The 23,944-nt window shown below is 54.4% G+C and carries 26 protein-coding genes; 14 read left to right on the forward strand and 12 right to left on the reverse strand.

All coding sequences use genetic code 11. The annotated features are described in order from the left end of the window. Complete coding sequence (locus tag INF61_RS13670) at positions 1-1,128, forward strand: ABC transporter ATP-binding protein (RefSeq protein WP_023295369.1); 1,128 nt, start codon at positions 1-3, stop codon at positions 1,126-1,128. 13 nt (positions 1,129-1,141) lie between these two features. Then, the gene (locus INF61_RS13675) at positions 1,142-2,428 is read left to right on the forward strand and encodes an ABC transporter substrate-binding protein (RefSeq protein ID WP_017382862.1); all 1,287 of its coding nucleotides are present in this window, start codon (positions 1,142-1,144) and stop codon (positions 2,426-2,428) included. Positions 2,429-2,512: 84 nt separating this feature from the next. On the opposite strand, the gene INF61_RS13680 is transcribed toward INF61_RS13675, so the two are convergent. From INF61_RS13680 to kduI, 3 genes are all read right to left on the reverse strand, one after another. Continuing rightward, positions 2,513-3,928: a sugar porter family MFS transporter gene (locus INF61_RS13680; protein ID WP_023295370.1), complete on the reverse strand. Its 1,416-nt coding sequence runs from the start codon at positions 3,926-3,928 to the stop codon at positions 2,513-2,515. A 312-nt stretch (positions 3,929-4,240) separates the two neighbouring features. After that, on the reverse strand, positions 4,241-5,002 hold the full coding sequence (kduD, locus tag INF61_RS13685) for a 2-dehydro-3-deoxy-D-gluconate 5-dehydrogenase KduD (RefSeq protein ID WP_003862835.1): 762 nt from the start codon (positions 5,000-5,002) through the stop codon (positions 4,241-4,243). 63 nt (positions 5,003-5,065) lie between these two features. Next, entirely contained in the window at positions 5,066-5,902 is an 837-nt protein-coding gene (gene kduI, locus INF61_RS13690) for a 5-dehydro-4-deoxy-D-glucuronate isomerase (RefSeq protein ID WP_023304358.1), read from the reverse strand. 300 nt (positions 5,903-6,202) lie between these two features. Between kduI and INF61_RS13695 the strand changes: the two genes are divergently transcribed. Beyond that, positions 6,203-7,378, forward strand: coding sequence for an oligogalacturonate lyase family protein (locus INF61_RS13695; protein WP_047745242.1), 1,176 nt, complete (start codon positions 6,203-6,205; stop codon positions 7,376-7,378). A gap of 153 nt (positions 7,379-7,531) precedes the next feature. Here INF61_RS13695 and INF61_RS13700 read toward each other — a convergent pair whose 3' ends face one another. The 3 genes from INF61_RS13700 to INF61_RS13710 all read right to left on the reverse strand — a co-directional run bounded on the left by INF61_RS13700 (position 7,532) and on the right by INF61_RS13710 (position 10,670). After that, the gene (locus tag INF61_RS13700) at positions 7,532-8,215 is read right to left on the reverse strand and encodes an oligogalacturonate-specific porin KdgM family protein (RefSeq protein ID WP_003862842.1); all 684 of its coding nucleotides are present in this window, start codon (positions 8,213-8,215) and stop codon (positions 7,532-7,534) included. 317 nt (positions 8,216-8,532) lie between these two features. After that, positions 8,533-9,711 carry an acetyl-CoA C-acetyltransferase gene (locus tag INF61_RS13705; RefSeq protein WP_017692722.1) on the reverse strand — a complete coding sequence of 393 codons (1,179 nt, stop codon included), beginning with the start codon at positions 9,709-9,711 and terminating at the stop codon, positions 8,533-8,535. A gap of 92 nt (positions 9,712-9,803) precedes the next feature. Continuing rightward, positions 9,804-10,670, reverse strand: a complete 867-nt coding sequence (locus INF61_RS13710; protein ID WP_038416634.1) for a LysR family transcriptional regulator — start codon at positions 10,668-10,670, stop codon at positions 9,804-9,806. Between the two features lie 101 nt (positions 10,671-10,771). On the opposite strand from INF61_RS13710, the gene INF61_RS13715 reads away from it, so the two are divergent. After that, positions 10,772-11,236: a multidrug/biocide efflux PACE transporter gene (locus INF61_RS13715; RefSeq protein WP_022651793.1), complete on the forward strand. Its 465-nt coding sequence runs from the start codon at positions 10,772-10,774 to the stop codon at positions 11,234-11,236. A gap of 116 nt (positions 11,237-11,352) precedes the next feature. Further along, complete coding sequence (locus INF61_RS13720; protein ID WP_015571773.1) at positions 11,353-12,582, forward strand: amino acid permease; 1,230 nt, start codon at positions 11,353-11,355, stop codon at positions 12,580-12,582. Between the two features lie 33 nt (positions 12,583-12,615). On the opposite strand, the gene INF61_RS13725 is transcribed toward INF61_RS13720, so the two are convergent. Together INF61_RS13725 and yjdI are read right to left on the reverse strand one after the other, a co-directional pair. Then, positions 12,616-12,888, reverse strand: a complete 273-nt coding sequence (locus INF61_RS13725; protein WP_003862848.1) for a GNAT family N-acetyltransferase — start codon at positions 12,886-12,888, stop codon at positions 12,616-12,618. 10 nt (positions 12,889-12,898) lie between these two features. Then, complete coding sequence (yjdI, locus tag INF61_RS13730; RefSeq protein ID WP_015571774.1) at positions 12,899-13,129, reverse strand: 4Fe-4S mono-cluster protein YjdI; 231 nt, start codon at positions 13,127-13,129, stop codon at positions 12,899-12,901. Positions 13,130-13,582: 453 nt separating this feature from the next. Here yjdI and INF61_RS13735 point away from each other — a divergent pair, with 453 nt between their 5' ends. From INF61_RS13735 to INF61_RS13765, 7 genes are all read left to right on the forward strand, one after another. After that, complete coding sequence (locus INF61_RS13735) at positions 13,583-13,771, forward strand: general stress protein (protein ID WP_015571775.1); 189 nt, start codon at positions 13,583-13,585, stop codon at positions 13,769-13,771. Positions 13,772-13,861: 90 nt separating this feature from the next. Further along, positions 13,862-14,359, forward strand: a complete 498-nt coding sequence (locus INF61_RS13740) for a ferritin-like domain-containing protein (RefSeq protein WP_003862851.1) — start codon at positions 13,862-13,864, stop codon at positions 14,357-14,359. Positions 14,360-14,420: 61 nt separating this feature from the next. After that, complete coding sequence (locus INF61_RS13745) at positions 14,421-14,927, forward strand: ferritin-like domain-containing protein (RefSeq protein WP_017382870.1); 507 nt, start codon at positions 14,421-14,423, stop codon at positions 14,925-14,927. Between the two features lie 17 nt (positions 14,928-14,944). Then, positions 14,945-15,817, forward strand: a complete 873-nt coding sequence (locus INF61_RS13750) for a manganese catalase family protein (RefSeq protein WP_015571777.1) — start codon at positions 14,945-14,947, stop codon at positions 15,815-15,817. Between the two features lie 70 nt (positions 15,818-15,887). Then, positions 15,888-17,291, forward strand: a complete 1,404-nt coding sequence (locus INF61_RS13755) for a cytochrome ubiquinol oxidase subunit I (RefSeq protein WP_193547846.1) — start codon at positions 15,888-15,890, stop codon at positions 17,289-17,291. Further along, entirely contained in the window at positions 17,291-18,301 is a 1,011-nt protein-coding gene (gene cydB, locus INF61_RS13760) for a cytochrome d ubiquinol oxidase subunit II (RefSeq protein WP_015571779.1), read from the forward strand. The genes INF61_RS13755 and cydB overlap by 1 nt, the downstream gene beginning before the upstream one ends. 8 nt (positions 18,302-18,309) lie before the next feature. Then, positions 18,310-19,935 carry an alpha-amylase family protein gene (locus INF61_RS13765; protein ID WP_193547847.1) on the forward strand — a complete coding sequence of 542 codons (1,626 nt, stop codon included), beginning with the start codon at positions 18,310-18,312 and terminating at the stop codon, positions 19,933-19,935. On the opposite strand, the gene INF61_RS13770 is transcribed toward INF61_RS13765, so the two are convergent. Genes INF61_RS13770 through INF61_RS13785 form a run of 4 tightly spaced genes read right to left on the reverse strand, consistent with a single transcriptional unit; the run spans position 19,936 to position 22,428 of the window. Beyond that, positions 19,936-20,922, reverse strand: a complete 987-nt coding sequence (locus INF61_RS13770) for an SDR family oxidoreductase (protein ID WP_015571781.1) — start codon at positions 20,920-20,922, stop codon at positions 19,936-19,938. Between the two features lie 16 nt (positions 20,923-20,938). Further along, positions 20,939-21,457: a 2-oxo-tetronate isomerase gene (locus INF61_RS13775; RefSeq protein ID WP_017382875.1), complete on the reverse strand. Its 519-nt coding sequence runs from the start codon at positions 21,455-21,457 to the stop codon at positions 20,939-20,941. 11 nt (positions 21,458-21,468) lie between these two features. Continuing rightward, positions 21,469-21,915, reverse strand: coding sequence for a DUF421 domain-containing protein (locus INF61_RS13780; RefSeq protein WP_006811854.1), 447 nt, complete (start codon positions 21,913-21,915; stop codon positions 21,469-21,471). A 9-nt stretch (positions 21,916-21,924) separates the two neighbouring features. Beyond that, entirely contained in the window at positions 21,925-22,428 is a 504-nt protein-coding gene (locus INF61_RS13785; RefSeq protein ID WP_015571782.1) for a hypothetical protein, read from the reverse strand. 139 nt (positions 22,429-22,567) lie between these two features. Between INF61_RS13785 and INF61_RS13790 the strand changes: the two genes are divergently transcribed. Further along, on the forward strand, positions 22,568-22,957 hold the full coding sequence (locus INF61_RS13790) for a YdeI family stress tolerance OB fold protein (RefSeq protein ID WP_003862868.1): 390 nt from the start codon (positions 22,568-22,570) through the stop codon (positions 22,955-22,957). A gap of 61 nt (positions 22,958-23,018) precedes the next feature. After that, complete coding sequence (locus INF61_RS13795) at positions 23,019-23,903, forward strand: SDR family oxidoreductase (protein WP_032649406.1); 885 nt, start codon at positions 23,019-23,021, stop codon at positions 23,901-23,903. Positions 23,904-23,944 lie beyond the last annotated feature (41 nt).

Consider the following 23,944-nt stretch of genomic DNA (forward strand, 5'->3'; position numbering starts at 1 on the left):
ATGGCTGAAGTTATTTTCAACAAGCTGGAAAAGGTCTACTCCAACGGCTTTAAAGCGGTACACGCTATCGATCTTAAAATTGCTGAAGGGGAATTCATGGTGATCGTCGGCCCATCCGGCTGCGCCAAATCCACGACCCTGCGCATGCTGGCGGGGCTGGAAACCATCAGCGGCGGCGAGGTGCGCATCGGCGACAAGATCGTGAACAACCTCGCGCCGAAGGAGCGCGGTATTGCAATGGTGTTCCAGAACTACGCCCTCTATCCGCACATGACGGTGCGCGAGAATCTGGCCTTTGGTCTCAAGCTGAGCAAACTGCCGAAAGATCAGATTGAGTCTCAGGTGAATGAAGCCGCCAAAATTCTTGAGCTGGAAGAGCTGCTCGACCGCCTGCCGCGCCAGCTTTCCGGCGGCCAGGCGCAGCGCGTGGCGGTAGGCCGTGCGATTGTGAAAAAACCGGATGTGTTCCTGTTCGATGAGCCGCTTTCAAACCTCGACGCCAAACTGCGCGCTTCGATGCGTATCCGTATTTCTGACCTGCACAAGCAGTTGAAGAAGTCAGGAAAACCGGCGACCACCGTTTACGTGACCCACGACCAGACCGAAGCGATGACCATGGGCGACCGCATCTGCGTGATGAAGCTCGGCCATATCATGCAGGTGGACACGCCGGACAACCTCTACCACAAGCCGAAGAACATGTTCGTGGCGGGCTTTATCGGCGCGCCGGAGATGAATATACGCAAAAGCGTGCTGGTCGAAAAAGCGGGCCAGCTGCACATCGCCATTGGCGATGAAACCATGCCGCTGAACGCGGAGAAGCAGGAGAAAGTCGCGGCTTACGCGGGTCAGGAGATCTTCTACGGCGTGCGCCCGGAATTTGTGTCGCTCTCTGATGAGCCCTTCCCGAATGGCGGCTGTAGCGGGGAGATGGTGCGCGTGGAGAACATGGGCCACGAATTCTTTGTGTACCTGAAGGTCGCGGACTACGAACTGACCGCCCGAATCCCGTCCGATGAAGCTAAGCCAATGATTGATAAAGGGCTTCATCGTAAGGTGTATTTCACGTTTGAGATGAACAAGTGTCATATTTTTGACGCAAAAACTGAACAGAACCTCTCTCTCTGATGGAGTGATAAAAATGAAAAAAGTGCTTTTAAGCGCAGCAATCTCCGCGACCCTGGGCCTTACCGCTTTGCCATCGATGGCGCAGAATGTGGATTTACGGATGTCCTGGTGGGGCGGCAATGGCCGTCACCAGGTCACTCTGAAAGCGCTGGAAGAGTTCCATAAGCAGAACCCGGACATCAACGTAAAAGCGGAATACACCGGCTGGGACGGTCACCTCTCCCGTCTGACCACCCAGATTGCGGGCGGCACCGAGCCGGACGTGATGCAGACCAACTGGAACTGGCTGCCGATCTTCTCCAAAACCGGTGACGGCTTCTACGATCTGAACAAGATGAAGGACGTGATCGACCTGTCGCAGTTCGATCCCAAAGAGCTGCAAACCACCACCGTGGACGGCAAGCTGAACGGCATTCCGATCTCGGTGACGGCGCGCGTGTTCTACTTCAATGACGAAACCTGGAAAAAAGCGGGTATTGCGTACCCGAAAACCTGGGACGAGCTGATGGCGGCCGGTAAAACCTTCGAGAGCAAGCTCGGCAAGCAATACTACCCGGTGATCCTGGAGCACCAGGATACGCTGGCGCTGCTGAATTCGTACATGATCCAGAAGTACAACATTCCTGCGGTGGATGAGAAAACCAAAAAGTTCAGCTACACAAAGGAACAGTGGGTGGAGTTTTTCCAGACCTACAAAAAGCTGATCGACAGCCACGTCATGCCGGACACCAAATACTATGCCTCGTTCGGTAAGAGCAACATGTATGAGATGAAGCCGTGGATCCAGGGTGAATGGGGCGGCACCTACATGTGGAACTCCACCATCAACAAATATTCCGACAACCTGAAGCCACCGGCGAAACTGGAGCTGGGCAGCTACCCAATGCTGCCGGGCGCCACCGACGCGGGTCTGTTCTTCAAACCGGCGCAGATGCTGTCGATTGGTAAGACGACCAAAAACCCGGAAGCGGCAGCGAAGCTGATTAACTTCCTGCTCAACAGCAAAGAAGGGGTTGATACGCTGGGTCTTGAGCGCGGCGTGCCGTTGAGCAAAGTGGCGGTGCAGTATCTGACCGAAGACGGCACCATTAAAGAGGACGATCCATCCGTGGCGGGCCTGCGCCTGGCGCAGTCGCTGCCGGCGAAACTCACCGTCTCGCCATACTTTGACGACCCACAGATTGTGGCGCAGTTCGGTACCTCTTTGCAGTATATCGACTACGGGCAGAAAACCGTGGAAGAGACGGCCGCTGACTTCCAGCGTCAGGCGGAGCGTATTTTGAGACGTGCGATGCGGTAAACACAAAGCCGGGTGGCGGCTACGCCTTACCCGGCCTACAGGCTATCATAGGCCCGGTAAGCGAAGCGCCACCGGGCAATGACATTACACGCCGATATTACGTAGTTTCTCCCCTCTCATCAGCTTGCGTTCAATATGCTCCAGGGTCACGCCTTTGGTTTCCGGAATCAGCCAGAAGGTCACGCCGATAAATGCCACGTTCAGCACTGTATAGAGCCAGAAGGTGCCTGCCGCGCCAATCGCATCCAGCAGCGTCAGGAAGGTCGCGCCAATGATCATGTTCGACACCCAGTTGGTGGTGGTGGAACAGGTGATACCAAAGTCACGGCATTTCAGCGGCTGAATTTCAGAGCACAGGATCCACACCACCGGCGCGGCGCTCATCGCGTAACCGGCGATGCACATCATGGTCATGCCGACGGAGAGCCAGGAGAGGCCGCTTGACGCCGTGCCGTTATCGAACTGCATCAGGCAGTAGCCGAGTATTAAGGTGCCGAGCGCCATCACGCTAAAGCCAATTTTCAGGGCGGGTTTACGTCCGGCCTTATCAACGGTGAACACCGCGATAAAGGTGGCGAACATAAAGGTCAGCCCTACCACCAGCGTGGCGATCATCTGCTGTTCGGTGGTGGTAAAACCGGCCATTTTAAAGATGCGTGGGGCGTAATACATGATGATGTTCATCCCCGTGAACTGCTGCATCGCCTGTAACAGCATGCCGAGGAACACCGCGCGGCGCACGTTGCGGTTTGCCTTAAACAGCGACCAGCCGCCCTGCTTCAGCTTCAGGCTCTCGCGGATTTCGTTCAGCTCTTCACGCGCTTTTTCAGACGTGTCGCGCAGCATGCGCAGCACCTCTTCCGCCTCCACGTGACGCCCTTTTTGCGCCAGCCAGCGCGGGCTGTTCGGCAGGAAAATGACTAACACAATCAGCAGCACCGCAGGCAGCGCCAACACGCCAAGCATTGCCCGCCAGTTGCCGCTGTAGCTGAAGTATGTATCCGACAGGAACGCCAGCACGATACCGAGCGTCACCATCAGCTGGTACATGCTGATCATCTTCCCGCGCACGTTTTCGCTCGCCATTTCGGAGAGGTAAAGCGGCGCGGTGTAGGACGCGATACCCACCGCCACGCCCAGCAGCACGCGGGAGAGCAGCAGCACCTCAACGTTGATGGCAAACGCCGAGCCAATGGAACCGGCAACAAACAGGATCGCCCCAACCATCAGGCTGTATTTGCGCCCGAGACGGAACGACAGCCAGCCATTAAACAGTGCGCCGATGGCCGCACCCAGCATCATGCTGCTCACCACCCACTCTTGCAGGCGGTTGCTTAACGTAAAGTGGTCGGTAATAAAGGGCAGTGCGCCAGCGATAACGCCGATATCCAGACCAAACAGTAAACCGGCTACGGCGGCCGCAACAGAAACAAACTGGTTCATGCGTCGGGTATCGCGCAGCGCAGCGGGCATAAGGGTAGAGTCATTTACAGATGTCATAGTTTCCTGCCTCAACAGCGAAATTCGTTAAGTGAAATTACGAGATACCGGAAGAAAGTGTCAGGCCGGAACTGGTGAAGATATGGATTATTTCGCTACGACATACCGATCTGTGATGGACATTACAATTTCAAATCAGGGTGGTTTAACCTTATTTTTTATTAATTAGTTAATATTTGAGCAATAAATGTGTGACACCCGTCATTCATTCCTTTTCAGTATGGATTTTTCATCTTTAAGGATATGGATAAAGACAATTTTGGCGCAAAAAAAACCTCCACCCGAGGGCAGAGGTTCTTTATTCGGGGTGAATTATCGTGCCAGCCAGCCGCCGTCAACGGCAACGGTGTAGCCGTTAATGTAATCCGAAGCCGGGGACGCGAGGAACACAACCGGGCCCATCAGATCGCTCGGCAGACCCCAGCGACCCGCTGGAATACGCTCCAGGATTGCCGCGCTGCGCTCTTCATCCGCACGCAGCTGCTGGGTATTGTTGGTGGCCATGTAGCCCGGCGCAATCGCGTTGACGTTAATGTTGTGCTGCGCCCACTCGTTCGCCAGCAGACGGGTCACGCCCATCACGGCGCTCTTCGATGCGGTGTAAGACGGCACGCGGATGCCGCCCTGGAAAGAGAGCATGGAGGCAATATTGATGATCTTGCCCCCTTTCCCCTGGGCGATGAAGTGCTTCGCAGCCGCCTGGGACATAAAGAACACGCTCTTGATGTTCAGATTCATCACGTCGTCCCAGTCCGTTTCGCTGAAGTTAATCGCGTCTTCACGACGGATCAGGCCGGCGTTGTTGACCAGAATATCGATATGCCCAAACTCCGCCACCGCGCGATCCAGCAGCTCAGGGATCGCATCGATTTTGCGCAGGTCCGCGGTCAGGCTCAGGAAACGGCGGCCCAGTGCGGTGACGCGCTCGATGGTTTCCGTTGGCTCAACGATGTTAATCCCGACGATATCGCAGCCCGCTTCCGCCAGACCTAACGCCATACCCTGCCCCAGCCCGGTGTCACAACCGGAAACCACAGCCACTTTACCTTGCAGAGAAAATGCATCCAGAATCATGTTTGTTCCTTAATCGTTCAGCGCCTGTCAGCAACAGGCAGATATATACTTAACTGCCTGCGACTAGCGCAGATCCTTAACAGCGACGTGGTCCATGTCATCGAAGACCTGGTTTTCACCGACCATACCCCAGATAAAGGTATAGGCTTTCGTTCCCACGCCAGAGTGGATGGACCAGCTCGGCGAAATGACCGCCTGCTCGTTGTGCATAACGATATGGCGCGTCTCCTGCGGCTGCCCCATCATGTGGAACACGCAGGCGTCTTCATCCATGTTGAAATAGAAGTAGACCTCCATGCGGCGCTCGTGGGTATGGCACGGCATGGTGTTCCACAGGTTGCCCGGCGCAAGCTCGGTCAGCCCCATGCTGAGCTGGCAGGTTTCCAGCACATCCGGAACAAAGTATTTGTTGATGGTGCGACGGTTGCTGGTGAGGTTATCGCCAAGGGTCACCGGGGCAACGTCCGCTGGCGTGACTTTTTTGGTGGGGTAAGTCGTATGAGCCGGGGCGCAGTTGTAGTAAAACTTCGCCGGTTTGCTGCCATCAATGCTGGCGAACACCACTTCTTTCGCGCCTTTGCCGACGTACAGCGCATCGCGGTGACCAATTTCGTAGCACTGGCCATCGACGGTAATGGTGCCCGGCCCGCCGATGTTAATCACGCCCAGTTCACGGCGTTCGAGGAAGTAGCTCACGCCCAGCTGTTTGCCCACTTCACCGCCCACGGAGACGGTTTTCGCCACCGGCATAATCCCGCCCACAATAATGCGGTCAATATGGCTGTAGAGCATGGTGTACTTGTCGGCTTCGAACACTTGCTCAACTAAAAACTCACTGCGCAGCCCCTGAGTATCCAGCGTTTTAGCGTGCGCACTGTGGATGCTTTGTCTGACGTCCACGTAAACCTCCAGAATTGATCGTGCCCGAAGGCAAAGATAATTAACGAAACAACGTTCCGTTTTCGTGATGAACACATATTATCCCCTGACCACGGGGTTTTCAATTGAATTTAAAACAACGTTTCATTTTTTCTGCTTGTTTATGCCAGAAATGGTGTTTCGATCACGATAAATCTTTAAGACCCTCAATCTGGTTAATGAAACTGAGAAAGTGCGCTGTCAGTCACACATAATAAAACAACGTTTTGATAATTTATCACCTAGTTTTCAACCTACATTACGCGTTCAAAGGAGTGCATTATGGCTAAAGGTATGCGGGTCAAGCTGAACTATGAGGTCAGCCGCGATCCGGATACAGGCGTGGAAGTCACCCGCCTGACCCCACCGGAAGTAACCTGTCATCGCAACTACTTTTATCAGAAGTGCTTCTTTAACGATGGCAGCCACCTGCTGTTCGCCGGGGAGTTCGACGGTCACTGGAACTATTACCTGTTGGATCTGAAAAACGCCGAAGCGGTACAGTTGACCGAAGGCGCGGGCGATAACACCTTTGGCGGGTTTCTCTCTCCGGACGATAAATCCCTCTACTATGTGAAGAACGATCGCACCCTGCTGGAGGTGGATTTACAGACGCTGGCAGAGCGCGAAGTGTACCGCGTACCGGAAGAGTGGGTCGGCTACGGCACCTGGGTCGCGAACAGCGACTGCACCAAACTGGTGGGTATTGAGATTGCCAGACGTGACTGGACGCCACTCAACGACTGGAAAATTTTCCACGACTTCTTCCACAAAGGGCCGCACTGCCGCCTGCTGCGCGTTGATCTGAAAACGGGTGAAAGCACCACCATTCATGACGAGAAGATCTGGCTGGGACATCCGATATATCGCCCGTTCGATGACAATACCGTGGCCTTCTGTCATGAAGGGCCGCACGACCTGGTCGACGCCCGCATGTGGCTGGTGAACGAAGATGGCAGCAACGTGCGGAAAGTGAAAACGCACGCGGAAGGTGAAAGCTGTACACATGAATTTTGGGTGCCGGACGGGTCCGCGCTGATCTACGTTTCTTACCTGAAAGGTCAGCAAGGGCGCACCATCTCCCGCTTCAACCCGGACACCGGCGTGAATGAAGCGGTAATGAATATGCCCGCCTGTTCGCACCTGATGAGCAACGTCGACGGCACCCTGCTGGTTGGCGACGGCTCCGGTACGCCTGTCGATGTGAAAGACACCGGCGGCTACACCATTGATAACGATCCTTATCTGTATGCCTTTGACGTGGCGAAGAAAGCCTGTTACCGCATCGCCCGTCATGACACCTCATGGGCTACGGTGGCGAACAGCCGCCAGGTAACCCACCCGCATCCGTCCTTCACGCCGGACGAAAAAGCGGTGCTGTACAGTTCCGATAAAGACGGCAAACCGGCCCTCTATATCGCGAAACTCCCCGAGCAACCTGAAATGTTGCATGTCTGATTTGAGTTAGTGTTTCTGTAACTGGCCTTGCCCTCCGTTTCGGAGGGCTTTTTTTTGAGTGATTACGCGACATACGAAACGACGGAGTGGAAGGAAGGTGTAGGCCGGGTAAGCGAAGCGCCACCCGGCGGTTTTAGCGAAGAAGATAAATTATCAGAAGGAGTACGCCACGCCTAAACGGAACCGGGTCTGGCGTTCGTCCGTGTCTTTAACCCCCACGTTGCCCACCTCCACATACGGCGCCCAGTTTTTATCCCATTTGTAGGCCAGCTTGGCGTTATATTCGTTGGAATAATCTTTATTGTTATTTCGGGCCACGCCTTCAGAACTTTTCGCGTAAACATAGTTCAGCTCGGTACGCCAGTCACCTAATACCCAACCGACCCACGCATCGCCACGGTTAACTTTATCATCGTCCTTATTTGAGCTTGACGGGTAGCGGGTATATTCGTAACGGTAACGCGCAGCCACGTAGAAGCCATTATCGAAGCTATATTGCACATGCAGATTCGGTTTATAAATGGTGCGACTGTCTGTGCTTTCAATCGTAAACGCAGGGGTCAGGGCGATATTGTCTGTCGCTTTCCAGCGCCAGCTAATCTGATCTTCGTGACCGTTCCCCACTACATCCGCGAATGGCTGATCTGCCTTGTCCCCGCCTGATTTCCACTTCGCCTCGACTGAAAAACCAAAGCCATTATCAAAGCGGTGCGAGACGGCAACACGGTCGGCATTCGAGCCGCTGTCAATATATTCGTGACGCAGATCGACGGTAACGGCGCTAGCCGCAAAAGAGGCACTAATAAGGGAAGCAAGGAGCAGAGATTTCTTAAACATGAAAAAACCCTCAATTAAAATAACGTTTCGTTTTTATGAAACTTGAGTTTATTTTTTATGCACCGTTATTTTAGTGACAAGGATCGAAATTATTTGTTTCATTTTTTTTGGCAAAGATCGACGTGAACCCCATCAACAAAAAAAGGGTATTAACCGTAAATTTCAGGCGTGAGATCACATTAAGCACTTCACAAAGCCAATAATTAACCGCGCAATATTTATTGCGGGCTTCAGAAAGAACGCATAAGTGTTAAAAAAGGATTCTGCGGACACAAAAAAACCTCCCGTGGGAGGTTTTCTGTGCGCAGAGGGAGAAATTACCGTTCGATAGCCAGGGCCACCCCCTGCCCCCCGCCAATACAGAGCGTTGCGATCCCTTTTCGGGCGTTACGCTTTTTCATTTCGTGGACCAGCGACACCAGAATGCGGCAGCCGGAGGCGCCAATGGGATGGCCCAGCGCGATGGCTCCGCCGTTGACGTTGACCCGCAGCGGATCCCATTCCAGCATTTTCCCGACCGAGATCGCCTGTGCAGCAAAAGCTTCGTTGACCTCAATCAGATCCACATCGTTCAGCTCCCAGCCCGCCCGCTCCAGGCAGCGGCGCGTGGCATAGACCGGGGCGATCCCCATTAACGCGGGATCAACGCCCACGCTGGCAAACGCTTTAATCCGCGCCAGCACCGGCAGCGCCAGCTCCTGGGCTTTGCTTTCACTCATCATCATCACCGCCGCCGCACCGTCGTTAATGGATGAGGCGTTGCCTGCCGTTACGGAACCGAGCGTTTCAAAGGCCGGATCGAGTTTTGCCAGCCCTTCTGCGCTGGCATCGGTGCGCGGCTGCTCGTCGGTATCGACGATGAGCGCTTCACCGTTCTGGCGCTGGGTACTGACCGGGACAATTTCATCGCGAAAACGCCCGGAGTCGATCGCTGCACGCGCTTTTTGCTGTGAGCTGAGGGCATATGCATCCTGAAGCTCGCGGCTGATACCGTATTCCCGCGCCAGGTTTTCCGCCGTTACGCCCATATGGTAGTCGTTGAAGGCGTCCCACAGCCCGTCGTGAACCAGGCTGTCAAGCAGCTGACTGTTCCCGAGCTGCGCGCCGGTCCGGCTGTCGGTCAGGACATGCGGGGCGCGGCTCATATTCTCCTGCCCGCCAGCAATGACCACATCCGCTTCACCACACTGGATGGCCTGCGTCGCAAGATGGAGCGCTTTCAAACCTGAACCACAGACATCGTTGATGGTAATTGCCGAAACGGTATTAGGCAGGCCGCCCTTCAGCGCCGCCTGACGCGCAGGGTTTTGTCCCGCGCCAGCGGTCAGCACCTGGCCCAGGATCACCTCATCAATTTCATGTGCGGCAACCCCGCTGCGTTCCACCAGCGCTCTTACCACCACGCTGCCGAGATCAACCGCAGAGTGACGCGCAAGCGCTCCCTGAAAACAGCCGATAGCCGTACGTAACGCACCCACTATAACGACATCTTTCATCACGACCTCTGTGCAAAATGACATGACGATAGTAGAGGATTGTTATCAACAATTGACGCAAATGTTTAAAAATAGTGAGTTTAGTCACAGGATTATCGTGCGTCCTGCAAGTACTGGCGCAGCCAGCTTCCGGCGACGCCGGGCGGGGTTCGTTTGTTCCATACCAGATCGATGGCAATCGACCTCGGCCAGCCCGGCACGTTCAGCTGCACCAGCGATTTCGACGCGGCAAATTCGTCGACCAGCGCGCAGGGTAACGCGCACCAGCCAAAGCCCTGTACCGCCATACTCAGCAGTAATAGGTAATTCGGCGCAGACCAGACCGGCCCGCGCGCAAGGGGCGCTTCCCGTTCAAGATAGGTGCTCAACCGCAGCTCGCGCCAGCCATGCAGCTCGTCCGCCTGCGTCTCATGTTGCCCTGCCAGAGGATGTCCGGCAGAAACGTAGATGGCCATCCGCGTCTGCATGGGCAGACGGGTCGCGCCAATATCGGTCGGGTAGCTGTCGCGCGCTTCCGTCAGGCCAATTTGCGCCCGCTCCTTTTGCAGCAGATCGATCACGTCCTCCTCTTCTCCAATCAGGCACTCAAATTCCGTGTGCGGAAAACGCTGGTCGAACTGGCTCATCATCTCTTCCAGCACGGCCGGGTTAAGCGTATCGGAGAGAACAAAGGTAAAACGCGCCTCCGTTTGCGCGGTTAACGATACGGCCAGCTCATCCAGGCGCGCGCTGGCGGCGAGTATCGACTGGACATAGCCCAGCACCTGTTCACCCTGGGCGGTTAATACCGGATGACGCGCCGAGCGATCGAACAGCTCAAAGCCAAGGTCAGCTTCAAGGTTGGCAATGGAGGTGCTGATGGTGGACTGGCTTTTACGCAGCCGCCGTGCCGCAGCAGAAAACGAACCTGCGGCGACAGTTTCAACAAACGCGGTCAGTGCTTCGGGAGAGTAACGCATGATGTATCTACTTTATCGATGGATACCATCTTTTATATATCACCTTAAACGATAAGAATAGGCGGCATCAACGCCCATACTGGCGTCTATATGAGGTAAATATGCAACATCAGGATGCACTCCAACGTAAATTGCCGGAGCGGATCTTCCATGCCGTCTGTTTTGAAGGCATTGCTACGGCGATCCTCGCCCCGACGGCCGCGTGGCTAATGCAGCGCTCGGTGGTTGAAATGGGGGGTCTCACCATTATTCTGGCGACCACGGCAATGCTCTGGAACATTATCTATAACTTTGGCTTCGACCGTTTCTGGCCCGTCCAGCGGGTGAAGCGCACGGCGAAAGTGCGCGCCCTGCATGCCCTGGGTTTTGAATGCGGCTTTATTGTGATTGGCGTAACCATCGTTGCCGCCGTGCTGGGCGTGACGCTGCTCCAGGCTTTTACCCTGGAAATTGGTTTCTTTCTGTTCTTCCTGCCGTACACCATGCTCTACAACTGGGCGTACGACACCCTGCGGGAGAAAATCATCAAGCGCCGCCAGCAACGACGCGCCCTGGCAAGCGAATAACCTTCCGGCCGGAGACCTGCTCCGGCCCACCCCCTGCGAAGCAACGGCGACCTCAACGCATAATTATGGTAAATTGCACTCCTTTTTGTTCGTTTTATAGTTGATACGTTGCTCTAATGTCGAAAATTTGGTCAAAAGAAGAGACTCTCTGGAGTTTCGCCCTCTACGGCACTGCCGTGGGCGCAGGAACCCTGTTCTTGCCCATTCAGCTCGGCTCTGCTGGCGCGATTGTCCTGCTGATCACCGCCCTTGTGGCGTATCCCTTAACCTACTGGCCGCATAAAGCGCTGGCGCAATTTATTCTGTCGTCGAAGACGAAAGGCAACGAAGGGATCACCGGTGCCGTTTCCCATTACTACGGCAAAAAGATCGGCAACCTGATCACCACGCTCTATTTTGTGGCCTTCTTTGTGGTAGTTCTGATTTACGCGGTGGCGATAACCAACTCACTCACTGAACAGCTGGCGAAACGGATGACGGTGGATACCGGCATGCGGATGCTGGTGAGCTTTGGCGTAGTGCTGATTTTGAATCTGATCTTCCTGATGGGGCGGCACATCACCATTAAGGTGATGGGTTTCCTTGTCTTTCCGCTGATCGCCTATTTCCTGTTTGTCTCGCTGTATCTGACGGGCAGCTGGCAGCCGTCACTGCTGACCAGCCAGATGGCCTTCGACCAGCATACGCTGCACCAGGTGTGGATTTCGATCCCGGTGATGGTTTTCGCTTTTAGCCATACTCCGATCATCTCGACCTTCGCCGTAGACCGTCGCGAGAAATACGGTGAAGAGGCGATGGGTAAATGCAAAAAAATCATGAAAGTGGCGTACCTGATCATCTGCCTCAGCGTGCTGTTCTTTGTGTTCAGCTGCCTGCTTTCGATTCCACCGTCGTATATCGTGGCGGCAAAAGAGGAAGGGGTGACGATCCTGTCCGCTCTGTCGATGATGCCATCGTCCCCGGCATGGCTGGGCATTTCCGGCATTATCGTGGCAATTATTGCGATGTCGAAATCGTTCCTCGGCACCTATTTTGGCGTGATTGAAGGGGCAACGGAAATTGTGAAATCGTCGCTGAATCAGGTGGGTGTGAAGAAAAGCCGCGCCTTTAACCGCGCGATTTCGATTCTCGGCGTGTCGCTGATTACCTTTGCGGTCTGCTGCATCAACCCGAATGCGATCTCAATGATTTATGCCATCAGCGGTCCGCTTATCGCCATGATCCTGTTCATCATGCCGACGCTGTCGACGTACCTGATCCCGTCATTAAAACCGTACCGCTCCATCGGTAACCTGCTGACGCTGATTGTGGGTGTGCTGTGTGTGTCGGTGATGTTTGTGGGTTGAGTATGCTGCCCGGCGCAATGCCGGGCATCTGTTTTACGCCCGAATATCGTCATACTCCCGCGTATTATCAAACTCATGCTTCGCAAATGGACACAGCGGGATAATTTTACGATTCTCACCGCGCATCTTCTCTACCACCTTCGCCACCAGCTGTTTACCCACACCCTGCCCTTTCAGGCTCGGATCCACATCGGTGTGCTCAATGATGCTCAGATGCTCGCCGGTCGGGACAAAGACGATCTCCGCTACCTGATTGCCTTCGGCGTCGTTGACGTAAAACTTGTTATGGCCTTCAAGAATTTCCATGGTTCCTCGCTTATTTTTGGCGGTACTTCAGCGCACCGCTCGGGCAGGTATCAATTACGCGCATAACCGTTTCTGCATCTACTTCATCCGGCGCGATCCATGGTTTACGCTTCAGATCGAACAGCTTCGCGCTGCCGCGCACGCAGTTGCCCGAGTGTTTGCAGATCCCGGTGTTGAAGTAGACATCGATTTTCTCACCGGTATAGGCCCGGTACCCCGCATCCAGTAGCTCCTGATCCATGACATTGCCTCTGTAATTATTGTGGTGACAAAAGAAGCATACCCTCACCCGATCCGCCTGACCACGTCAAAAACGAGGTTTAGCCACACTCTTTTCAGCGCATGACTTCTTCACGTTCATAGGATTATTCCGAATACAAGAACACCCGTTGCGAAGATATATTTTTGCGCTGTGTCAATTCTTGTAATAATTCACGCCACGTTCACATTAGGATTATTAGCTAAGCGCAATCTTAACCTCCGGATTTATTTTCATCTAACTGATGGATTTCCCATCCGTTTTTAAAACTCGTAACGAAGCGGTATTTCTTCACTCCCTGCGAAATTACCGCAAAACAACCCAGACAAGAAATTTGACTCTTCTCACATAACGACTAATGTTAATTTCTGAACGACAACTGATACGAATTACTTATCGTATCTCCTGACATAAACGCAACATGAGGGTTGATATATGGCAGAGCAACATCGTGGTGGTTCCGGTAATTTCGCTGAAGACCGTGAAAAGGCATCAGAAGCTGGACGTAAAGGCGGCCAGCACAGCGGCGGTAATTTCAAAAACGATCCGCAACGTGCATCTGAAGCGGGTAAGAAAGGGGGTCAGAGTAGTCATGGCGGAGGCCGTAAATCTGATAACTCCTGATCTTATTTAAAGCTCTTATAAATATACCGAGAGCATGCTGCGGGCCCGTCGGCTCGCAGTACCTTCCCTTTATTTCACTGGAGCGAAAATATGAATATGAAAACTGTTGAAGATGTATTTATTCACCTGTTATCCGACACCTACAGCGCTGAGAAGCAGCTGACCCGCGCGCTAAGCAAATTAGCTCGCGCCGCATCCAGCGAGAAGCTGAGTGCCGCGTTCACGGCTCACCTCGAAGAGACGCAGGGACAGATCGAACGTATCGATCAGATTATTGAGCAGGAATCCGGTCTCAAACTGAAGCGCATGAAATGCGTTGCGATGGAAGGCTTAATTGAAGAAGCCAACGAAGTTATTGAGAGCACTGAGAAAAATGAAGTGCGTGACGCTGCATTAATTGCCGCAGCTCAGAAAGTTGAACATTACGAAATTGCCAGCTACGGCACCCTGGCCACCCTGGCTGAACAATTAGGCTATAAAAAAGCCGTTAAACTTCTTGCCGAAACGCTGGAAGAAGAAAAAGAAACCGATCTCAAATTAACCGATCTGGCTGTCGGTAATATTAATCAAAAAGCCCAGAAAGGATAATTAATATCTGATGAGCATCAGCACCAAAAATTAACCAGAAAATAAATCACAGGAGTTAATTATGAATCATGTAGAACACTACCATGATTGGCTACGCGATGCCCATGCGATGGAAAAGCAAGCCGAATCCATGCTGGAATCAATGGCCAGCCGTATTGATAATTATCCCGACTTACGTGCACGAATTGAACAACACGTTAATGAAACTAAACACCAAATTACCGTGCTGGAAGAAATTCTCGACCGCAATGATATTTCCCGTTCGGTCATAAAAGATTCCATGAGCAAAATGGCGGCGCTCGGCCAGTCCATTGGCGGCATGTTCCCTTCCGACGAAATTGTTAAAGGCTCCATCAGCGGCTACGTTTTTGAGCAGTTTGAAATTGCCTGCTACACCTCTCTGCTGGCTGCGGCCAAACAAGCAGGCGATACCGCCTCCATTCCAGCCCTTGAATCCATTCTGGAAGAAGAGCGCCAGATGGCAGACTGGCTGCTCCAGCATATTCCACAAACGACGGAACAGTTCCTGCTGCGCTCCGACGCGGACGGCGTTGAAGCGAAAAAATAACGAAATAGGGAGAATGTATGTTTCGACACGTAAAACAGCTGCAATACACGGTACGCGTAGCCGAACCGAATCCGGGCCTGGCCAATCTTCTGCTTGAGCAGTTTGGCGGGCCACAGGGCGAACTTGCCGCGGCATGTCGTTACTTTACGCAAGGATTAAGCGACGACGATCCCGGTCGTAAAGATATGCTGATGGATATCGCGACCGAGGAGTTAAGTCACCTGGAAATTATCGGCACCCTGGTGGGTATGCTCAATAAGGGTGCGAAAGGCGAACTGGCAGAAGGCGTTGAAAATGAAGCGGAACTGTACCGCTCCATGACCGAGAACGGCAACGACAGTCATATCACCTCCCTGCTCTACGGCGGCGGTACTCCGCTTACTAACTCCGCAGGCGTACCGTGGACGGCGGCGTACGTGGATACCATTGGCGAACCGACCGCGGATCTGCGCTCTAACATAGCGGCCGAGGCGCGCGCCAAAATTATCTACGAACGGCTTATTAACGTAACGGACGATCCGGGTGTTAAAGATGCGCTGGCGTTTTTAATGACGCGTGAGGCAGCACACCAGCTCTCGTTTGAGAAGGCGCTCCAGTCGATCCGTAACAATTTCCCACCGGGTAAATTGCCGCCAATCGAAGAGTACACCAACAAGTACTACAATATGTCTGAGGGGGGAGAAGTTCGCGGCAGCTGGAACAGCGATAAGCACTTCGACTACGTGGAATCTCCTCAGCCAGCGGTCGATGGCGGTGACGGCGGCGCAAGCGTAACGCTCACTACAGAGCAGGAAACGCTGGTCAAAGCGATGTGCGCACGCACGAAATCCGACCCTAATGCCGATCCGCTTACCGGTGCCGAGCTTGGTGCAGGTAAGAAAAAACCGTAACCGGTTTTGCCAGGCAGCCTGAGGCTGTCTGGCAATGCCTTGTGCGCTATCAGTTCCAGAGGTACGGAGCATGTTCGAGCTTGATGCGTTTCATCTGGCCAGGATACAGTTCGCCTTTACCGTCTCTTTTCATATTCTCTTCCCGGCGATCACCATCGGGCTTGCGAGCTATCTGGTGGTTCTCGAAGGCATGTGGCTTCGCACCAAAAATGATGTCTGGCGCTCGCTATACCATTTCTGGCTGAAAATTTTCGCCGTCAACTTTGGTATGGGCGTGGTTTCCGGGCTGGTCATGGCTTACCAGTTTGGGACTAACTGGAGCGGCTTTTCCCAGTTCGCAGGCAGCATAACCGGCCCTCTGCTCACCTATGAAGTCTTAACCGCCTTCTTCCTGGAAGCTGGTTTCTTAGGCGTGATGCTGTTCGGCTGGAACAAGGTCGGCCCCGGCCTGCACTTCTTTGCCACCTGCATGGTGGCGCTGGGCACGCTGATGTCCACCTTCTGGATCCTCGCCTCTAACAGCTGGATGCACACCCCGCAGGGCTTCAGTATTCAGAACGGTCAGGTCATTCCCGAAGACTGGCTGGCCATTATCTTTAACCCTTCATTCCCTTACCGCCTGATCCATATGTCCATCGCCGCCTTCCTGTGCAGCGCCTTGTTTGTGGGCGCATCCGGGGCATGGCATCTGCTGCGCGGTAACGATACGCCCGCTATTCGCACAATGTTCTCCATGGCCATGTGGATGGCGCTGCTGGTCGCGCCCATTCAGGCCGTGGTTGGGGATATGCACGGCCTGAATACGCTTGAGCACCAGCCTGCCAAAATCGCCGCGATTGAAGGCCACTGGGAAAACCCGCCCGGCGAGGCCACCCCGCTGCTGCTGTTTGGCGTACCGGATATGGAAGAGGAGCGCACCAAATACGGGCTTGAAATTCCCGCGCTCGGCAGCCTGATCCTGACGCACAGCCTGGATAAACAGGTCCCGGCGCTGAAGGATTTCCCGAAAGAGGACCGCCCTAACTCGCTCATCGTCTTCTGGTCCTTCCGCATTATGGTCGGCATGGGGCTGCTGATGATTACCCTTGGCGTGCTGAGTGTCTGGCTGCGCTATCGCCGTCGACTCTATCACTCGCGGCCATTCCACTGGTTAGCCCTCTGTATGGGGCCTGCCGGACTGCTCGCGCTGCTCGCCGGGTGGGTCACCACCGAAGTGGGCCGCCAGCCGTGGGTCGTTTACGGCTATCTGCGCACGATAGATGCGGTGTCTCTGCACAGCACGTTGCAGATGAGCATCAGCCTGCTGGCCTTTATCGTGGTCTACTGTTCGGTGTTTGGCGTGGGTTATGTGTATCTCGCCCGGTTGATTAAAAAAGGTCCGCAGCCTGTGGGCACGCTAACGTCTAATACGTCGGGCACTCCTGCCCGTCCGCTGTCCGCCGCCGAGTCCGTTCCGGAAGAGGAGAAGATCTGATGGGCGTCGATATCCCGGTCATCTGGTTTGCCATTATTGTCTTCGCCACGCTGATGTACATCATCATGGACGGTTTCGATCTCGGTATCGGCATGCTGTTCAGCTTTGTGGGCGATGCCAAAGAGCGCGACGTGATGGTGAACAGCGTCGCCCCGGTCTGGGACGGAAATGAAACCTGGCTGGTTCTCGGCGGTGCAGGGTTGTTCGGCGCGTTTCCGCTGGCCTACGCAGTGATTATCGATGCCCTGACCATCCCGCTGACAGCCATGCTGATCGGGCTTATTTTCCGCGGGGTGGCGTTTGAGTTTCGCTTTAAGGCGACCCCTTCACACCGCAAATTCTGGGACTACTCCTTTGCCGGCGGTTCCCTGCTGGCAACCTTCAGCCAGGGGATCGTGGTTGGCGCGATGATCAACGGCTTTGACGTGGAAGGGCGTCGCTTTGTGGGCTCCTCGCTGGACTGGTTCACCCCGTTTAATCTGTTCTGCGGGCTGGGCTTAATTGTCGCCTATACCCTGCTGGCTACCACGTGGCTGATCATGAAAAGCGAAGGCGCGCTGCAAAACCGGATGCGCGAGCTGACCCGCCACGTGCTGCTGGCGCTGATTGCCGTTATTGCGGTGGTAAGTATCTGGACCCCGCTCGGCTGGCAGTTTGTCGCCGAGCGCTGGTTTACTCTGCCTAACTTCTTCTGGTTCCTGCCAGTTCCGGTTCTGGTGGCGGTATTCAGCCTGTGGATCTGGCGGCTGACGCGCAATCCCGACAGCCATGCCCGTCCGTTCCTGTTAACGCTGGGCCTGATCTTCCTCGGCTTTAGCGGCCTGGGCATCAGCCTGTGGCCACACATTATTCCGCCGCACATCACCCTGTGGGAAGCCGCCGCGCCGCCTGCCAGCCAGCTGTTTATGCTGATTGGTACGCTGTTAATCATCCCGGTGATCCTGGTTTATACCGCCTGGAGCTACTACGTCTTCCGGGGCAAAGTGTCTGATACCGAAGGTTATCATTAAGGATTGCTATGGCAGGCTGGCATACACGCGCCATTATTTACCAGATTGATACCGCCCTGTTTTACGATCTTAACGGCGATGGCTGTGGCGACATCGCCGGAATCACCGCGAAGCTGCGCTACATCCGCCGGATGGGCGCGACGGTTATCTGGATCACCCCGTTTTACCTCACGCCTTTTCTCGATGAAGGCTATGACGTGAGCGACCATTTGCAGGTCGATCCCCGCTTCGGCAAGCTCAACGATATCATCGCCTTTATTGAACAGGCGCGGGAGCTGGGGATGCAGGTCATTATTGAGCTGCTGATACAGCATACCTCGGATGCGCATCCCTGGTTTCAACAGGCCCGCCGCAACCCCCAGTCACCCTACCGTGACTATTACCTGTGGTCCGACACGGACGACGACGATACGCCACCGATGTTCCCCGGCGTGGAGAAGAGCATCTGGACATGGGACTACGAGGCGGGGCAATACTACCGGCATATGTTTTATCACCACGAGCCGGATCTCAATCTCGCCTCCCCTGCGGTGCTAAAGGAGATTGAGAACATCATCATCTTCTGGCTAAAGCTCGGGGTGTCGGGCTTTCGCCTGGATGCGGCATCGCACCTGACAAAACAGGCCGGACGTGGGGATGAAAAACGCGGCCTGTGGATCCTGGAGCATCTGCGCCGTCTTATCGGGCAGCGTAACCCGGACGCGATCCTGCTCGGCGAAGTCGACGTGGAGGTCGAGGCCTACAAAGATTATTTTGGTCAGAACGACCGGCTCAACCTGGTGCTGAATTTCTGGCTCAATAAGTACTTTTACGTCAGCCTGGCAGAGAAGAGCGCACGACCGCTGCGCAACGCGGTGAAGAAGATGATTGTGCCGCCGGACTCCTGCTGCTTCGCCAACTGGCTGCGCAATCATGATGAGCTGGATCTGGAAGGGATAGGAAAAAAAGCGAAGCAGACCGTCATCGATACCTTTGCCCCTGACGAAGAGATGAGTGTGTATCAGCGAGGTATCCGCCGCCGTCTGGCGCCGATGCTTAATGGCGATCGAAAGCGGCTGGCCTTTTGCCATGCGGTCTTGTTTTCGCTACCGGGCGTACCGGTCATGCGCTACGGGGATGAGATTGGCATGGGGGATGATTTGGATCTTGAGGAGCGTTACGCCGTACGCACCCCGATGCAGTGGGCCGGATCGCAAGGCGGCGGTTTCTCAGATGCCGACCCGGAAACTTTTGTCGCCCCGATGATTGACCACGGCCCGTACCGCTATCAAAAAATCAACGTGGCGGATTCGCTGTTGCACCGCAACTCACTCCTGCACTGCATTATCGATATCGCCAATACGCGCTCGGAATTCCCTGAGATCGGCGTCGCGCCGTTTCGTCTTATTAATATCGACAGCGATGCGGTACTGGGGATCTATTACGAAACCGACACGCGCAGCATTCTGACCTTCGTTAACTTCAGCGATAAGCCCGTTAATTTTACCGCCAGAGGGATCCGGCATGCGACCTGGACCGCCTGCCTGGCGGACAAACGTTACGACGACGCGCTGGTGTGCGGCAAAACCGTCGCGCTTAACCTCAGCGGCTATGGCTACCGCTGGTTCTGGACCGATCGTACCGCACTGCGCTGATTATCGTCTCCGCGAGAGCAGCAGACGGGCCACGATCGCGCCCGTGACGGCAAGGGAGCCGAGCAGCACTTTCCCCGGCATGCCGGAGGTGACGCTGATAGCGCGCTCTTTTGCTTCGTCGGTGAAGTGCCCGTGGATTTTATGCAGGTCGTTAACCGGCTGATCCAGATAGTCCTGACGGTCATCCGCATTTAACGTATCGGTCATCTGCCCTTCCCAGGCCTTTTTAACCATCAGCCGATCCAGAAAGCCGGGGAAAAGAAATTGCCCGACAATCGACTGGACGGTGCTGCTGCCCACCCACAGTTCCCGCACCGGTTTCTGCGCCACCTTAAAAATAGCGCTGGCAGCTACTTCCGGCTGAAAAACGGGAGGAACCGGGCGCATCGCCCAGGCAAATTTATTCCTCGCCCACTCGAACTGCGGCGTATTGAGGCCCGGCATCTGTACCATTGCGATCTGCACCCGGCTGTTTTCATGCATCAGTTCGGTGCGCACAGCATCGGTAAATCCGCGGATTGCGGCTTTCGCCCCGCAGTAGGCTGACTGCAAGGGAATGGAACGGTAGGCCAGCGCGGAGCCAACCTGAATAATCGTTCCGCGATCGCGTGGGGTCATTAACTCCAGCGCGGCGCGGGTGCCGTTAACATAGCCCAGATAGGTCACCTCGGTGACGCGGCGAAACTCCTCAGGCGACATGGTGCGAAACGGCGCCAGCATCCCGCCCATAGCGTTATTCACCCAGACATCGATGGCCCCAAGCCGGTATTCAATCTCGTTAGCAGCATCGGTCACCGCCTTGCTGTCGGCCACGTCGGCCTGAACGGCACGGGCGTTGATCCCAAAACGGCGCAACTCCTCTTCTGTGGAGCGCAGGCTCTGCTCGTCGCGGGCAATGATGCCCACATCGTAGCCCGCTTTGGCAAAGTGCAGCGCCGTGGCTTTCCCCACGCCCGCCGTACCGCCGGTAATAACGATCACAGCCATAGCCTTTCCCCTTGTTTCAGACGTTATCCCAGCCGGAGAGTATTTCGATCAGTTCAGACAGGGAATAACGCACCGCTTTATCCACCACATCCTGACATTCACCGGAAAACAGCACGGTGCGGGTTTCCGTCTTTCCGCGAATATTCCAGCCGAAGCAGACCGTACCGGCTGCGGTGCCATCGTCTCCGCCTTCCGGTCCCGCATAGCCGCTGATGGCAAGGCCGATATCCGCCTCGGCAATTTCGCGAATTTTAGCGGCCATCTCGGTCACCGTTTGTTCACTGACGGCGGTGAAGCGCTCAATGGTTTCGTGCCGCACGCCGAGGATCCTCTCCTTCGCCGCATCGCTGAACACCACCATGCCAACGTCATAAAATTCCGCCGTGTTCTCTTCGGCACAAAGCGCAACCGCGAGATTGCCGCCGGTACAGGACTCTGCGGTGGTTAACCGCAAACCTCTGTCCGTAAGCTGAGTGGCGAGCTTTTTCGTCAGCTCGCTGATGGTGCTGTTGCTGTCGTGAATAAGGTTGCTCATCGCATTGCCCCTTAATTTTCGTCAGGAATAATAGAAATATGACCATTACGCTCAAGAATAGCGTATTTAATCTCCTTCAATTCTGTAATACCGTGATTCTGGCGGGCTGATACCAATATATCATCACAGGACACATCGACCTTTTTCAGTTTATCGGCAAGGGGAACACCGTTCTCCACCAATATCACCGGCGTGCCATCAAGAATATTCTCAACAGTGGAAAAATATTTTTTCAGCAGGCCAAAAATAATATCCACAACCACCAGCGTCGTTATTGTAATCATTGCTCCGGTGACGGAGAAATCTTCGCCAAGCAGCGCCTGTTGTGTCGCCTCACTGATAATTAAGAGCAAAATAAGGTCAAAACTGGTCATTTGTAGCAGAGCGCGTCGCCCGGCAACTTTAAACACAATGACCAGAAACAGGTAAATTGCCAGGGCACGAAAAACCATGTCCATATTTGACTCCTAGGGGTAAATAAACTGCCAGAAATGGATATCTGGCTCGTTGTTTACGCGGATACTGTTTGTCCACTTCCCTGCTTTTGACGGCGTGATAAATAACAAAACGGTAAATTTATCGGTCTGTTGTAAACGATCGTAGACGAGAAACAGGGTATTCCCCCGGCTGTACATGCTGTCCGGCTGTGGCCAGACGCTGCCTGGCTCATACGCGTCGCTGCTTTCGCTGGTCATGCTGAGGGTATATTTCCCCTCAGACGTCACCGGAAACGTCAGTGCCATCCGCGATTCGGTCTGGCGGCGACCGAAGCGCTCATAGCTCAGGGTCAGGGATTTTGCTTCGTTTGTTTTCTCCACGTCGCTGACCGCACCGCTGGAAAACAGGCCGGCTATCGCGGCCACGATAATAGCTAACAGCACAATAAAACCCACCTGGCGAAATGCATACTCAAACGTCAGTAAACGGCTACTCTCTTTTATCCCAGGCACTTTTTCATTTTTTGGTTCCATGGCTGTGGTCACCGTTTCGCTTAATTGCCGAAATTTATGATTTTCCTGTGCAAATGCTTTTAAGACTTATCACATTTGCCACATAAAGGAATAGCAACAATACTTAATAAGTCAAGACATCCAAAATGAAGGATATCAGATGAAATTATCAGTGATTTCAGCCTTGTTAATATTAATTATCCCTACTGCATGGGCAGATAATAACGGCGGGTTACAAAAGGGTGACGCGCCGCCACCGCCGCATGCGCTGGACAGCGGTTATCGTGGTACCGATGATGCGCGCATTATGACCATTACTCAGGCGAAAGAGATGCATGATGGTGCCTCTATTTCATTGCGCGGCAATCTTATTGATGGCAATGGCGATAAATACGTTTTCCAGGATAAAACTGGGAAAATCGACGTTATTATCCCGAAAGCCGTATTTGACGACAGAACCGTGGAACCTGACAACATGATCAGTATTAGCGGCTCGCTCGATAAAAAATCATCCCCACCCGTAGTGCGGGTCAGCCACTTGCAAAAATAATTCAGCGAAGCGTTAACGCTGTAACTATCCATCAAATCTCACCCCTAACAAGGAGTTAGCTATGAGTGATAATGAACAACGTACGAACGCTTACCCAACGCCACCTTTCCCGGAGCAGCCTCAGACGCCACCGGGCCTGGCCTCAGAGATGGAACCCGTACCCGACCACGGCGAGAAGAGCTACAAAGGGCATGGTCGTCTTGCCGGTAAGAAGGCGCTAATTACCGGGGGCGATTCCGGCATAGGACGCGCGGTAGCCATTGCCTATGCCCGCGAAGGGGCAGATGTCGCGATTAACTATTTGCCGGAAGAGGAAGAAGACGCAGCGGAAGTCATCGCCCTGATTAAAGCGGAAGGACGGAATGCCGTCGCGCTTCCGGGCGATGTGCGGGACGAAACTTTTTGTCAGAACCTGGTGGAGCAGGCCGTCTCAAAACTGGGCGGGCTGGATATCCTGGTGAATAACGCAGGCCGCCAGCAGTACCGTGAGTCGCTGGAAGAACTGACCACGGAAGATTTTGACGCGACCTTTAAGACCAACGTCTATGCGCCTTTCTGGATCACAAAGGCGGCGTTGCGCCACATGAAAGCCCCCGCTTCCATCATTAACACCTCATCTGTACAGGCGGTGAAACCGAGCGCCGTACTGCTTGACTATGCGCAGACCAAAGCCTGTCTCGCGGTGTTCACCAAAGCGCTGGCGAAACAGCTGGGACCGAAGGGGATCCGCGTGAATGCGGTCGCGCCGGGACCCTACTGGACCGTGCTTCAGCCCAGCGGTGGGCAGCCACAGGAAAAAGTGAAACATTTTGGCGAGAGTACCCCTCTGGGACGCCCGGGACAGCCCGTGGAGATCGCACCGCTGTATGTCACCCTGGCCTCGGATGAGTGTTCATACACCTCCGGGCAGGTGTGGTGTTCAGACGGCGGGGATGGCGTCATCTAGCGCTCAAGGCGCGCAGAGTGTAGGCCGGGTAAGGCGAAGCT

Origin of the sequence: Enterobacter cloacae complex sp. P18RS (assembly GCF_014982105.1) — a bacterium.
Classification (GTDB): domain Bacteria; phylum Pseudomonadota; class Gammaproteobacteria; order Enterobacterales; family Enterobacteriaceae; genus Enterobacter; species Enterobacter hormaechei_C.